This is a genomic window from Actinomadura coerulea, from assembly GCF_014208105.1.
In the GTDB taxonomy this organism is placed as follows: Bacteria; Actinomycetota; Actinomycetes; order Streptosporangiales; family Streptosporangiaceae; genus Spirillospora; species Spirillospora coerulea.
The window spans coordinates 264,100-277,696 of sequence record NZ_JACHMQ010000001.1 but is presented as its reverse complement, the minus strand read 5'-3'; the positions used below and the strand labels follow the sequence as shown (position 1 = coordinate 277,696).

Here is a 13,597-nt window from a genome sequence, read left to right as displayed (position 1 = left end):
CGTCACCCGCAGATCCAGGCCCGGTGGGCGCACGGGTCCGCATGGTGCGTGTTAAGAGGGTGGCGGGCCGCATGAGGGTGCAGCCAGCCGCGCCGGGGCCCTTCCCGGCGACTATTCACCGTACCACGCTGTATTGGTCGCAAGACCGGCCCGAGGTGCTCGCCTGGCGGCTCGCACCTCGACCGGTCCTGGGCGAGCGCGACCTCGCTTCGCGAGCTTCCCGGTGGGTTCGCCTTCGGCTTCGTCCCACCGGTCAGGTCGAGCGCTCGCGTGACGGTTCAGGTCTCCTTGTGGCAGCGCGGCGGGCTTGGGGCAAGCTCAGGAGGTGATCTCGCGGGCTCTTGCCACGTCGCGGTGCATCTCCTCGATCAGCGCTTCCACGGAGTCGAACTTCAACGTGTCGCGGATGCGCGCGGTGAAGTCGACGGCCATGTGCTCGCCGTACAGGTCGAGGTCGTCGCGGTCGAGGGCGTAGGCCTCCACGGTCCGCTCCCCCGCGCCCTCGAAGGTCGGGTTCGTCCCGATGGAGATCGCCGCCGGCCAGCGGAACCCGGGGTAGCGGTCGGAGTCGCAGACGAGCCAGCCCCCGTAGACGCCGTCCGCCGGGATCTCCGTGTGCGGCAGCGTCTCCAGGTTGGCGGTGGGGAACCCGAGCGCGCGGCCCCGCTGGTGGCCGCGGACGACGACGCCCTCGACGCGGTGCGGGCGGCCGAGCGCGTGCGCGGCGGCCTCGACGTCGCCCGCGTCGAGCCGCCCCCTGATGTAGGTGGACGAGATCGTGTCGCCGTCGGCCACCAGCGGCATCCCCTCGGCGGTGAAGTCGTACTTCTCGCCGAGCTCCCGCAGCAGCGCCACGTCCCCCTTGGCCTTGTGCCCGAACCGGAAGTCCTCACCGACGATCACGTGGGCGGCGTGCAGCCGGTCGACCAGCACCGACTGGACGAACTCGTCCGGCGGCACCTTCGACAGCTCCAGCGTGAAGGGCACGACCACGACCGCGTCGGTGCCGAGGCCCTCCAGCAGCTCGACGCGGCGCCTGGTCGTGGCGAGCAGCGGCGGGTGCGTCCCGGGCCGGACGACCTCGTCCGGATGCGGGTCGAACGTGATGACCACCGAGCGGAGCCCGCGGCGGCGCGCCTCCTCGGCGGCGGCCCCCACGATCCGCTGGTGGCCGCGGTGCACGCCGTCGAACACCCCGATGGTGATCACCGAACGGCCCCAGTCTGCGGGAACCTCGTCGAGGCCATTCCAGCGCCGCACCATGCTCTCCCTGCGTAGGACGTTCCTGTCAGGTACTTCTTGCCGTCCTCAAGAGTGCCATGCGGGGCCGGGGTTGGTCGCACCCAGGGGGCGTGGTGTGCGGCACCCGCCCCCCCGGCGCGTCCGGCGGACGGTCTCAGCCGGACTGGTAGACGACCAGCGACACCGCGATGTACTGCAGGACGTAGGCCGCCAGCGTGCAGGCGTGGAACACCTCGTGGAACCCGAACCAGCTCGGGAACGGGTTGGGGCGGCGCAGCCCGTACACCACTCCGCCGACGCTGTAGCAGATCCCGCCTGCGGCGACCAGGAGGCAGGCGGCCAGGCCCGCTCCGGACAGGAACTGCGGCAGGAACAGCACCGCCACCCAGCCGAGCGCGATGTAGAGGGCGACGTAGAGGGCGCGGGGAGCGCCGATCCAGGTCGTCCGGAAGACGACCCCGGCGATGGCCCCGGTCCACACGATGGCGAGGACGGCCACGCGCACGCCGCCGTCCAGCGCCAGCACCGCGAACGGCGTGTACGTCCCCGCGATGATCAGATAGATGTTGGCGTGGTCGAAGCGGCGCAGCACCTCGATCAGCTGGTGCGACCGCTGCCGGTGGTACGTCCCCGAGATCCCGAACAGCATTCCCGAGGTCGCCACGTACAGCGCCGACGCCAGCCGCGCCTCCACGCTCGGGCCTAGCGACACCAGCACGAGCCCCGCGACGAGCACCGCGGGGAACGCGCCGAGATGCAGCCAGCCGCGCAGTCGCGGCCGGGTGGGGGACGCCACCGGGGGGTCGTCTTTCACCGTGGTCACGGACACCTCCTTACGAACCTACGCTCAAGTAGGTTACGTGACCGTAGGTTGGTGGCGCATCTGTTCCTCCGGTGATGCTCGCCACGGGCGCGCACCCCCTCCGGGTCAGGAGACGAACACCGCGAGGGACTTGGCGACCGGTCCCCGCTCCTCGACGAGCGCGAGCAGCGTCCCGTCCGGCGCGAAGACGCCCACCGGGCCCGGCCCGAGGCCGACGGCCGGCAGCCGCCCGCCGTGCGCGACCTTGCGGGCGTCGTCGTCGGAGACGTCCCGGCGCGGGAACACCGCCGCGACGGCCTCGGCCATCGGCAGGATCTCCAGCTCCTCGGCGAGCCGGTCGAGCGTCCGCGCCATCGACAGGTCGTAGGGCCCGACGCGGGTGCGGCGCAGCGCGGTCAGATGCCCGCCGCAGCCGAGCGAGGCCCCGAGGTCGCGGGCCAGCGCCCGGATGTAGGTCCCCGACGAGCAGGACACCGAGGCGTCCACGTCGATCAGGCCGCCGTGCCGCCGGACGTCCAGGACCGCGAACTCGTCCACGGTCACCGGGCGGGCGGCGAGCTCCACGTCCTCGCCCTTGCGGGCCATCTTGTAGGCCCGCTCACCGTTCACCTTGATCGCGCTGACCTGCGGCGGGACCTGCTGGATCGTCCCGGTCAGCTCCGCGACGCCGGCCCGCAGCGCCTCCTCGGTGACGGCCTCGGCGGACGCGGTCGCGATGGTCTCGCCCTCCGCGTCGTCGGTGTTGGTCGACTCGCCCAGGCGGATCGTGGCGTCGTAGCCCTTGCGGGTCAGCGCGAGATGCCCGAGCAGCCGGGTGGCCTTCCCGATCCCGAGGACGAGCACTCCCGTCGCCATCGGGTCCAGCGTGCCCGCGTGCCCGACCCGCCGGGTCTTGGCCAGCCGCCGCATCTTCCCCACGACGTCGTGCGACGTCCAGCCGGCGGGCTTGTCCACGATGACGAGTCCCGAATCCATGCTCTTGCTTCACCTCGAAGACGGCGGGCGGACGGAAACGGCGATTCTAGCCGTCCCCTGCCTCCGCATGTGGTCCGCGGGGAACGGCTTCACTCCGGTCAGTGGTCGGAGGGCAGCAGGGCGCGCAGCCGGTCGAGCGCCTCGTCGAGCGGTCCTCCCCAGACGAAGCCCGCCATCTCGCGGTGGCCGCCGCCGTCGAGGGCCGCGCACACCCTGCTCAGATCGATGTGGCCCTTGGACCGGGCGGAGAAGTACCAGCGGCCGTCGTCGGTCTCCTTGCACACGACGGCGACCTCGGCCTCATCGGTCCGGCGCAGCTGGTCGATGACGCCTTCGAGCTGCTCGTACGGCAGGCCGCGCCGGTCCGCGCGGGCGATCGCCGTCCAGACCAGGCCGCGGCCGCCGGCGGCGTCGCGCTCCAGCCGGGCACGCGCCAGCGCGCCGGCGAGGACCTGCAGGTAGTCGAACGGGGCCCGGTCCCACAGCTCCCGGCTGACCGTCTCCGGCCGGACGCCCGCCGTCAGCAGCCGTCCCGCCAGGTCGTGCACCTCGGGAGTCGTGGAGGGGTACTTGAAGGAGCCGGTGTCGCTGGCGAGCCCCGCGTACAGGCCCTGGGCGATGTCGCGGTCGAGCGGCACGCCGAGCCTGCGGATCAGCTCCTCGACCAGCACCGCCGTGGCGGCGGCGTCCGGGTCGACCAGCCGCACGCCGCCGAACCCGGTGTTGGACGCGTGGTGGTCGATGACGATCAGCGCGCCGGCCCGGTCGGCGGCGCCGGCGAGCGAGCCGAGCCGGGCCCGGCCCGCCGCGTCCAGCGAGATCATCAGCTCCGGGGCGCGCGGCATCCGGCCCGGTTCGACCAGCATCTCCTGGCCCGGCAGGAACCGCAGGATCGCCGGGACGCCGAACGGCTCCCCGAACGAGGCCAGGCAGCGCTTGCCGCACGCGCGCAGCGCCTGTGCGAGCGCCAGCATCGAGCCGAGCGCGTCGCCGTCGGGGACCACGTGGCAGACGAGGCTGATCTCGTCGGCCTCGCGGATCAGCTCGACGGCGCGGTCCCAGTCGAGCTCGGCGGACGCCCCGCGAGGCCCGGCCGCCGGGCCGGACGACGGCGTGCCCGGCCCTGCCGGAACGCCCGCCTCCGCCGGATCGCCGGGCTTGGGCTCAGGCGGCTCGCCGGACGCGGACGTCGCGTCGGCCCCGGCATGCCCGTCGGACCTGGCCGCCATGCCCGGCCCGGAGTACGCGCCCTGTCCGGACAGGGCACCCGCCCCGCAGACTGCGCCGGGCACGGCGCGGGCCGCGGTCTCGGCCGGGCCGTTCACGATGACGGGCGTCCGGTGCGGCCGTCCTCACCGTCCCCCGTGGCGTCGTGCCCGTCGAAGTCGGCCTCGTCTCCGCCGTCCTCGTCGAGCTCGTCGTCCTCGTCCTCGTCCTCGTCGGAGCCGGGCTCGCGGTAGGGGTTGGCGTCCCCCGCGGGGGACGCGCCCTGCGCGGCCCGCGCCACCTCGGCGTCCTTGGCGCGCGCCTGGGCCAGCAGGTCGTCGATGTGCGCCGCGTTCTCCATCAGGGAGTCCATCACGAAGGTGATGCTGGGCGTGTGGCGGACGCCCGTCTTCCTGCCCACCTCCGACCGGATGACGCCCTTGGCGCTCTCCAGCGCGGCGGCCGTCTCGGCGCGCTCGCCGTCCGACCCGTACACCGTGTAGTACACGGTGGCGTCGCGGAGGTCGTTGGTGATGCGGGTGTCCGTCACGGTCACGAAGCCGAGCCGCGGATCCTTGATCCGCCTCTCCAGCATCTCGGCGACGATCTGCTGGATGCGGTCGGCGAGCTTGCGCGCCCGAGCTGCGTCCACCATGATCGCACTCCCTTTCTATGGTCTGAGCGGGACGGTCGGTTCCCGCTCCTTCGTTGTGGGGCGGCGCCCGCCCGCGACGCCCGTCAGTCCTCGCTGCCGTACAGGCGCTGCCGGGCGGACAGCAGCTCGATCTCCGGCCGTCCGGCCACGAGCCGCTCGCACTGGTCGAGGACCTCGGTGCAGTTGGCCGCCGTGCCCGACACCACCGCCACTCCGATCTCCGCCCTGCGGTGGAGGTCGTTGTCGCCGGTCTCGGCGACGGCCACCGCCGGGAAGCGCTTCTGCACCTCGGCGATGACGGGGCGCAGGACGGACCGCTTCTGCTTCAGCGAGCGGACGTCCCCCAGCAGCAGGTCGAGAGTCAGCGCACCCACGTACACCTTGTCGATCACCTCGGAGTCATCAGAGAGGAAACGACGGAGGTCATCCGCCGTGTTCCCGGACATGACAGACGCCAGGCTAGAAGATCCGCCTGGCGCTTGGTCACCCAATTAACGATCACATCGTCGGCGTCCCCGGAGGGCCGCCGGGCCGGCCGGCCGCGCGGCCCCTCACGGGGCCGCGCGGACCTGCCGTCCGCCTCAGTCGCGGGGCTTCTCCCGCATCTCGAAGCACTCGATGACGTCACCGAGCTTGATGTCGTTGAACCCGACGCCGATGCCGCACTCGAAGCCCTCGCGGACCTCGGTCGCGTCGTCCTTGAAGCGGCGCAGCGACGACACCGTGAGGTTGTCGGAGACCACGACGCCGTCGCGGACGAGACGGGCCTTGGCGTTGCGCTGGATGATCCCCGAGGTGACCATCGAACCGGCGACGTTCCCGATCCGCGGCACCTTGAAGATCTCGCGGACCTCGGCGGTGCCGAGCTGGACCTCTTCGAACTCCGGCTTGAGCATGCCCTTGAGGGCCGCCTCGATCTCCTCGATCGCCTGGTAGATGATCGAGTAGTACCGGATGTCGACGCCCTCGCGGTCGGCCAGCTCCTGCGCGTTGCGCTCGGGCCGCACGTTGAAGCCGATGATGACCGCGCCCTCGGACGCCAGCGACAGGTTGACGTCGTCCTGCGTGATCGCGCCGACGCCGCGGCGGATGATCCGCAGGTTGACCTCGTCGCCCACGTCGATCTTGAGGAGGGAGTCCTCCAGCGCCTCGACGGAACCGGACACGTCGCCCTTGAGGATGAGCAGCAGCTCCTGCCGCTCGCCCCGCTCCAGGTCCTTGAACAGCTCTTCCAGCGAGCTGCTCTTGCGGCTCTTGAGCAGTTCGGCGTTGCGCTTGCGCGCGACCCGCTTGTCGGCGATCTGCCGGGCGATCCGGTCGTCCTCGACGACCAGGAAGTTGTCGCCCGCGCCGGGCACGGCCGCGAGGCCGAGCACCATCACCGGACGGGACGGGCCCGCCTCCTCGACGCTGTTGCCGTTCTCGTCGAGCATCGCCCGGACGCGGCCGTTGGCCACGCCGCAGACGATCGAGTCGCCGACCCGCAGCGTGCCGCGCTGGACCAGCACGGTCGCCACGGCGCCCCGGCCCTTGTCCAGGTGGGCCTCGATGGCCGAGCCCTGGGCGGGCATGTCGGGGTTGGCCTTCAGGTCGAGCGCGGCGTCGGCGGTCAGGACGATCGCCTCCAGCAGCCCGTCGATGTTGGTCCCCTGCTTGGCGGACACGTCGATGAACTGCGTGTCGCCGCCGAACTCCTCGGCGACCAGGCCGTACTCGGTGAGCTGCGCCCGGACCCGGTTCGGGTCCGCGCCCTCGACGTCGATCTTGTTGACCGCGACGACGATCGGGACCCCGGCCGCGGTGGCGTGGTCGATCGCCTCGGTGGTCTGCGGCTTGACGCCGTCGTCGGCGGCGACCACCAGCACCACCAGGTCGGTGGTGTCGGCACCGCGGGCACGCATGGCGGTGAACGCCTCGTGACCCGGGGTGTCGATGAAGGTGATCTTGCGCTCCTCGCCGTCGACCTCGGTCTCGACCTGGTAGGCGCCGATGTGCTGGGTGATGCCGCCGGCCTCGCCCGCCTGCACGTTGGCGTGCCGGACGGCGTCCAGCAGCTTGGTCTTACCGTGGTCGACGTGACCCATGACGGTGACGACCGGCGGACGGGACTGGAGGTTCTCCTCGCCGCCCTCGTCCTCGCCGTACTCGATGTCGAAGGACTCGAGCAGCGCGCGGTCCTCGTCCTCGGGGCTGACGACCTGGACGTCGAAGTCCAGCTCGAGCCCGAGCTCCATCAGGTCGTTGGGGTCGACCGACTGGGTCGCGGTGACCATCTTGCCGAGGTGCATCATGATCGCGACGAGCGACGCCGGGTTGGCGCCGATCTTCTCGGCGAAGTCGGTCAGGGTCGCGCCCTGCGCCAGCCGGATGGTCTTGCCGTTGCCGCGCGGAGCCGAGACGCCGCCGGCGGCGGGCGCCTGCATGTTCTCGAACTCTTGACGACGCGCCCGCTTCGACTTGCGACCGCGCGCCGGGCGCCCGCCGGGACGCCCGAAGGCGCCCTGCGTGCCGCCGCGACCGCGACCGCCGCCACCGGGACGGGGGCCGAAGCCGCCGCCGCCCGGACGGCCGCCGGCACCCGCGCGGGGGGCGCCGAAGCCGCCGCCGCCGGGACGACCGCCGCCACCGGGACCGCGGCCACCGCCGCCGCCACCGGGACGACCGCCGCCGCCCGGACCGCGGCCACCGCCGCCGCCACCGGGACCGCCACCGGGACCGCCGCGCCCGGGGGCGCCGGCGGGCCGCGAGGACGGCATGTTCATCGGGCTCGGACGCGGGCCGCCCGGACGGGGCGGCATGCCGCCCGGATTCGGGCGCGGACCGCCGGCGCCGGGAGCGCCGCCCGGCCGCGGGCCGGGACGCGGACCGCCCGCGGCTCCACCGCCGCCACCCGGGCGGTCACCGCCCGGACGGGGGCCGGGACGCGGCCCCGGCTTGGGCGCCTGGCCCATGCCGGTGTTGGTCGAGCTGAACGGGTTGTTGCCCGGACGCGGCCCACCGGGACCGCGGCCGCCGCCACCGCCGCCGCCGCCCTGGCGCGGAGCCGGACGCGGGCCCGGCTTCGGCGCGCGGGGGCCCGGCTTCGGGCCGCCCGGGGCGCCGGGAGCGCGGTTGCCCGCCCCGGTACCGGGAGCGGACGCGGGCGGGGCGCTCGGGCCCTGCGCCGCGGGCGCGTTCACCGGCGTGCTGGGCGCCGGCGGGACCGGCGGACGCGGCGCCGGAGCGGGCTGGGACTGCGGCTGCGGGGCGGGCCTGGGCGCACCGCCCTGACCTCCCTGGCCGCCGGGACCGCCCGGGACACCGGGACCGGTCTGGCCGCCTTGGCCGCCGGAACCGCCGGGACCCGGCCGGGGCGCGGCAGGCCGCGGACCCGGGCGGGGGCCGGGACGGGCACCCTGGGAATCGGAACCGCCGCCGGAAGAACCCGGACGCGGCGGTGCGGACGGGCGCGGACCCGGCTTCTTGGCCGCGCTCCGTCGGTCGCCCTGCTTGGGGGCGGAAGAAGAATTTGAGAAGGCTTCTGTCAGCCTGCGAACGACCGGCGCCTCAATCGTGGAGGACGCCGACCGTACGAACTCGCCCATTTCCTGGAGCTTGGCCATGACGACCTTGCTCTCTACTCCGAACTCCTTGGCGAGTTCATAAACCCGGACCTTCGCCACTGCACTCCCTACTCGGTCCGGGGGTGCGGCCTCCGGACCGTCGCTAACTTGCCGTACTCATCGCGGCGTGCTCATCGAGCGCTCATAGCAATCTCGACCTGCTTCCGACTAGACGTCGCTTACCATTCGGCCATCCTGCTGACTTGCGGCGAGGGCCGCAAGTCGCTCCCGCAGCGGACCGGCGTCGAGCGGGCCCGGCAGGCGGAACGCCCGCGGGAACGCCCGACGCCGCTCTGCGAGTGCGAGACACTCCGGATCGGGATGCAGATGCGCACCCCGTCCCGGCAGCCGCCCGCGAGGATCGGGGACGATGACGCCCTCGACCACCACCAGGCGCAGCAAGTCGGACTTGACCGTGCGAACCCGGCAACCCACGCACGTGCGAACAGCGGCCGCCGGGCCACGTCCCATGAGTCTACCGCGCCGAGGCGTCGGCGGGGCCTGTCGCATGTTCTCCTGACGCAGAAGATCCGGATTCGCCCTGTCCGGCGCTGTTCGGGGGCGTCTGTACGGGCTCGGTGTCGGACCGGATGTCGATCCGCCAGCCGGTGAGCCGGGCGGCGAGCCGGGCGTTCTGCCCTTCCTTGCCGATCGCGAGGGACAGCTGGTAGTCGGGCACCACCACCCGGGCGACCCGGGCGTCGGCGTCGACCACCTCGACACTCGAAACGCGCGCCGGGGACAGGGCATTCCCGACGAACTCCGCGGGGTCCTCCGACCAGTCCACGATGTCGATCTTCTCGCCGTGCAGCTCGCCCATCACGTTGCGGACGCGGCTGCCGAGCGGGCCGATGCAGGCCCCCTTGGCGTTCACCCCGGACTTGCGCGAGCGAACCGCGATCTTGGTGCGGTGGCCGGCCTCCCGGGCGATCGCCGCGATCTCCACGGTGCCGTCGGCGATCTCGGGCACCTCCAGCGCGAACAGCTTGCGGACGAGGTTCGGGTGGGTGCGCGACAGCTGCACCGACGGGCCGCGGTGGCCCTTGCGGACCTGCACCACGTAGGCGCGCAGCCGCTCGCCGTGCTCGTAGCGCTCGCCGGGCACCTGCTCCTGCGGCGGCAGGATCGCCTCGATCTTGCCGAGGTCGACCAGCACGCTGCGCGGGTCCTTGCCCTGCTGGATGATGCCGCTGACGATGTCGCCCTCGCGGCCCGCGTACTCGCCGAAGGTCAGCTCGTCCTCGGCGTCGCGCAGGCGCTGCAGGATCACCTGCTTGGCGGTGGTCGCGGCGATGCGGCCGAACCCGGTCGGGGTGTCGTCGAACTCGCCGACGGCGTTGCCCTCGTCGTCGGTCTCGGTCGCCCACACCGTGACGTGGCCGCTCTGCCGGTCCAGCTCGACGCGCGCCTTCGGCGCCGCGCCCTCCGTCCGGTGGTAGGCGATCAGCAGGGCGTCTTCGATGGCCTTGACGGCCACCTCGAGCGAGATGTCCTTCTCGCTCTCCAGGCCCCGAAGGGCGGTCATGTCGATGTCCACGAGGTTCCCCCCTCTAGTCCGGCTCAGCCGGAGAACGCGATTCCTCGGCCGGCGGCGAAGGCGTGAACTCCACCTGGACGCGGCCGCGCCCCAGCTCGCCGAGGCCGAACCGGCGCCGGACGGTCTCCGGCCCGGACGTCCTCCCCTTCGAGGAGGACGGCTTCCCGGCCCCGCCGGCGGAGGACCCCGACCCGGCGGCCTTGCCGCCGCCCGCCCCGGCTCCCTTGCCCCGGCGCTTCTGGACGACGTCGATCTCCACGGCCTCGTCGTCGGCCGCCACCACGCGGCCCTCGATCTGGCCTCCCTCGGCCAGGGGGGCGACGACCAGCCGGCCGACGGCGCGGCGCCAGTGCCGCGGTTCGGTGAGGGGGCGGTCGACGCCCGGCGAGGTCACCTCCAGCACGTAGGGCGAGGATCCCATGACGTCGGACCCGTCGAGCAGCTCGGAGGTCGTCTCGCTCAGCCGGGCGATGTCGTCGAGGCCGATCCCGCCGTCGGCGTCGACGACGACCCGCACGAGCCGCCGGCGGCCGGCGGGCCGCACGTCGACCTCCTCAAGGTCGTAGCCGGCCTCGGCCATCACGGGCGCGAGCAGCTCGGAGAGGGCCGCGGCGGCCGCGTCGCGGCTCGGCCGGGCGGCGTCGCGCGGCGGGGCCGCCTCCTCCTGCCGGCCGCGCCTCCCCTGAGCGCGGCCGCCACGGGACTCGACGCTCATGGGGTTCCTCCTCCTGTTGTGCGCCTGCGATCTGTTCGTGCGTCTGGCGACGGCGGGGTCGCCGCTCGTCCGCCGACACCTCAAGACTATCGACAGCCGGGGACCGCAGCGGTCTTTCCGGCGCCTCTCCGGCGCGGCGGATATGGAATGCTTGAGCTGGCCTGATGGGCGCGTCCGGAGACCGCGGCCGCAGCGGGCCGCCGCCACCTCCGCAACCGGGTGAGGAGACTCCCTTTGCCAGAGGCCGCACCGCCGCCGGGGCAGGCGACGTCACGCTCGACGCAGGCGCTGTCACGCCGCGCGCTGCTCGGCCGGGCCGCGCTGCTGGGCGGCGGCGCGGTGCCGGCGCTGCCGTGGATCGCGTCCTGCGCGGCGCAGGCCGCCCCGCGCGAGGACGTTGCGACGCTGGTGGGCGCCATCGCCGCCGAGCAGAACCTGGTCGCCGCGTACGAGGCGGCGCGGTCCGCGAACGCCTCCCAGGCCGCGCGGCTCGACCCCGTCCTCGCCCATCACCGCAGGCATCTGGCCGTCCTGAAGCGGCACTACGTCCCGGGCTCGGGGAACCGGGCGGACGAGGGCGGCGCCGTCCCCTCGCCGGTCGCGGCGCGGGTCCCCGCGGGCGCCGCGGGGCTCGCCGCCCTGCGCGACATGGAGGACCGCGCGGCGCGGGGGCGCATGGCCGACGCCGCCAAGGCCGGTCCGGCGCTCGCGCAGCTGCTGGCCAGCATCGGCGCCTGCGAGGCGGGCCACGCCATGACCGTCAAGGGCGGAGCGCCGGCCGTCCGGTCGAGGTCGGACGCCGAGGCCCTGCAGACCGCGCTGGCCGCCGAGCACGCGGCCGTCTACGGGTACGGGGTGCTCGGGGCCCGCCTCCGCGGAACGCTCCGGCAGACCGCGAAGGACCTGTGGAACGTGCACCGCGCCCGGCGGGACCAGCTCGTCTCGTTCCTGTCGGTCGCGCCGGTCGCCGCGGCGACCGCCTACCGGCTGCCCGTCCAGGTCTCCTCCGCCCGGGGCGCCGCGCAGCTCGCGGCGGCGCTGGAGAGCGGGCTCGTGCCGGCCTACGTCGGTCTCGCGGGCGTCTCCTCCCCCGACCTGCGCGCCTTCGCCGCCGACAGCGCGCAGCGGGCCTCGGCGTGGGCGGCGCGCTGGCGGTCCAGGTCGGGCGCCGCGGCGCCGTCGGAGGCGTTCCCCGGGCTGCCGTCCGCGGCGCTGTCCCCCCGTCCCGAACCGGGTGAGTGATCTTCGGCACGACGGGAACGAAGCGTCCGATCAGCGACGTTAGTCCCGTTACGGGATGACTTCGGGGGAGGGAGCCCACGTGACCACGAATCCGCAGGCGGGCAGGACGAGCGCCCTCGACGAGCTGCGGGCCGCCTACCACGAGCAGCTGACGCGGCTGGCGGCCGAGCGCGACGCCGCGCGGCGCCAGGCGCGCAGGGCGCAGGCGCAGGCGGACGTCGCGCGGGCCGACCTCGCCAGCCTCAGGAGCCGCGTCGGGGAACTGCTGAACGCCGCCGCGCGGCACCTTCCGGATCTTCCTCCGGTGGAGGGCCCGGACGCGCCGGAGCTGCCCGCCGCCCAGCAGGCGCGGGCCCTGCCCGCCGCTCCGGCCGATCCCGATCCGGAGCCTCCGGCCCAGAACGGCGAGAAGCCGGCGGACCGCGCGGCGCGAGCGGCCTGACCCGGCCGGAGCACCCGGCCAAGGGCCACGCGGAGGCCGCCGGACGCACCTTTACGGCGGTCTCCGCCCTCGGGGTCCAGTAGGGTCCACCAAATGACCGCGTACGGCCTTCTCGTCTCCCCCTCGCACAACCGGGTCTATGCCCAGGCCGCCGCCGACCTGGTGAAGGCGGAGCTGGCGGTGTTCAGCGAGCGGGCTCTCGGCGGACGCGTCCGCGACATCGAGGAGACCGCGATCGGGGGCGTCCCCTACGTGACGTTCTCCGCCGACGGGTTGACGGAGAAGGACATGCGTCTCCTGTCGAACCTGTCGTCGCTCTACGCGCTCTTCCAGATCGAGGGCGATCTGCTCCGCCCGGTGGCGCTCCAGCCTCTGGACCTGTTCGGCAGCGACCTGCTCACCATCCAGAAGTACTCGGGCAAGACGAACGAGTACTTCACCAAGCTGCTGCTGAACGTCACCGCGATGGCGACCGACTCCCCCATGGACCTGATAGACGGGCGCCCCCGCGTCTTCGACCCGATGTGCGGGCGGGGGACGACGCTCAACCAGGCCATGATGTACGGGCTGGACTCCGCCGGGATGGACGTCGACGGCAAGGACTTCGACGCCTACGCGGCCTTCGTCAAGACCTGGCTGAAGAACAACCGGGTCAAGCACCAGGCCGAGATCGCCAACGTGCGCCGCGAGAAGGCCGTCCTCGGGCGCCGCCTGCACGTGACGCTCGGCGTGTCCAAGGAGCGCTACAAGAGCGGCGAGACGATGGAGATCACCGTCGTGAACGCCGACTCGCTGGGCGCCGGCAGGTTCTTCCGCCCGGCGTCGTTCGACCTGATCGTGACCGACGCCCCCTACGGCGTCCAGCACGGCAGCCGCTCCAAGGGGGCGCAGCCCGGCAAGGGCGGGCCGCGGCTGTCGCGCAGCCCCGTGGAGCTGCTGGCGTCCGCCGTGCCCGAGTGGGCGCGGCTGCTGCGTCCGGGCGGCGCCGTCGGCATCTCCTGGAACACCTTCGTCGGCCGCCGCGAGCAGCTCGCCGAGATCCTCGCCTCCAGCGGCCTGGACGTCCGGGACTCCGACGCCTACCGCGGCTTCCGCCATCGCGTCGACCAGGCCATCTCCCGCGACCTCATCGTGGCGGCCAAGCCCTCGGGCTGAGTG

General features: G+C 73.6%; 12 protein-coding genes and 1 pseudogene. 3 read left to right on the top strand and 10 right to left on the bottom strand.

Annotation, left to right across the window (positions count from 1 at the left end; genetic code table 11):
• Positions 1–318: 318 nt before the first annotated feature.
• From BKA00_RS01330 to rimP, 10 genes and pseudogenes are all read right to left on the bottom strand, one after another.
• Positions 319–1,260: a bifunctional riboflavin kinase/FAD synthetase gene (locus tag BKA00_RS01330; protein ID WP_185023182.1), complete on the bottom strand. Its 942-nt coding sequence runs from the start codon at positions 1,258–1,260 to the stop codon at positions 319–321.
• Positions 1,261–1,396: 136 nt separating this feature from the next.
• Complete coding sequence (trhA, locus tag BKA00_RS01325) at positions 1,397–2,065, bottom strand: PAQR family membrane homeostasis protein TrhA (RefSeq protein WP_230299203.1); 669 nt, start codon at positions 2,063–2,065, stop codon at positions 1,397–1,399.
• A 105-nt stretch (positions 2,066–2,170) separates the two neighbouring features.
• Positions 2,171–3,040 carry a tRNA pseudouridine(55) synthase TruB gene (gene truB / locus BKA00_RS01320; protein WP_185023181.1) on the bottom strand — a complete coding sequence of 290 codons (870 nt, stop codon included), beginning with the start codon at positions 3,038–3,040 and terminating at the stop codon, positions 2,171–2,173.
• 98 nt (positions 3,041–3,138) lie between these two features.
• Positions 3,139–4,365 (bottom strand): DHH family phosphoesterase, encoded by a 1,227-nt coding sequence (locus BKA00_RS01315; RefSeq protein WP_230299202.1) that lies wholly within the window; start codon positions 4,363–4,365, stop codon positions 3,139–3,141.
• Positions 4,362–4,901, bottom strand: coding sequence for a 30S ribosome-binding factor RbfA (gene rbfA, locus BKA00_RS01310; protein WP_185023180.1), 540 nt, complete (start codon positions 4,899–4,901; stop codon positions 4,362–4,364). Before rbfA ends, BKA00_RS01315 begins: the two co-directional genes overlap by 4 nt.
• A gap of 83 nt (positions 4,902–4,984) precedes the next feature.
• On the bottom strand, positions 4,985–5,281 hold the full coding sequence (locus tag BKA00_RS01305) for a DUF503 domain-containing protein (protein ID WP_230299211.1): 297 nt from the start codon (positions 5,279–5,281) through the stop codon (positions 4,985–4,987).
• 201 nt (positions 5,282–5,482) lie between these two features.
• Positions 5,483–8,563: a translation initiation factor IF-2 gene (gene infB / locus BKA00_RS01300; protein WP_185023178.1), complete on the bottom strand. Its 3,081-nt coding sequence runs from the start codon at positions 8,561–8,563 to the stop codon at positions 5,483–5,485.
• A gap of 108 nt (positions 8,564–8,671) precedes the next feature.
• On the bottom strand, positions 8,672–8,974 hold the full coding sequence (locus tag BKA00_RS01295; RefSeq protein WP_185023177.1) for a YlxR family protein: 303 nt from the start codon (positions 8,972–8,974) through the stop codon (positions 8,672–8,674).
• A 4-nt stretch (positions 8,975–8,978) separates the two neighbouring features.
• The gene (gene nusA, locus BKA00_RS01290) at positions 8,979–10,028 is read right to left on the bottom strand and encodes a transcription termination factor NusA (protein WP_185033527.1); all 1,050 of its coding nucleotides are present in this window, start codon (positions 10,026–10,028) and stop codon (positions 8,979–8,981) included.
• A gap of 25 nt (positions 10,029–10,053) precedes the next feature.
• Positions 10,054–10,644: pseudogene (gene rimP, locus BKA00_RS01285) on the bottom strand (ribosome maturation factor RimP); the annotation flags it as partial.
• Between the two features lie 345 nt (positions 10,645–10,989).
• On the opposite strand from rimP, the gene BKA00_RS38555 reads away from it, so the two are divergent.
• The 3 genes from BKA00_RS38555 (at position 10,990) to BKA00_RS01270 (ending at position 13,594) form a co-directional block, all read left to right on the top strand.
• Positions 10,990–11,997, top strand: a complete 1,008-nt coding sequence (locus BKA00_RS38555; RefSeq protein ID WP_230299201.1) for a ferritin-like domain-containing protein — start codon at positions 10,990–10,992, stop codon at positions 11,995–11,997.
• A 79-nt stretch (positions 11,998–12,076) separates the two neighbouring features.
• Entirely contained in the window at positions 12,077–12,439 is a 363-nt protein-coding gene (locus BKA00_RS01275) for a hypothetical protein (RefSeq protein ID WP_185023175.1), read from the top strand.
• Between the two features lie 93 nt (positions 12,440–12,532).
• Positions 12,533–13,594: a TRM11 family SAM-dependent methyltransferase gene (locus BKA00_RS01270; protein ID WP_185023174.1), complete on the top strand. Its 1,062-nt coding sequence runs from the start codon at positions 12,533–12,535 to the stop codon at positions 13,592–13,594.
• The last annotated feature ends 3 nt before the right edge of the window (positions 13,595–13,597 follow it).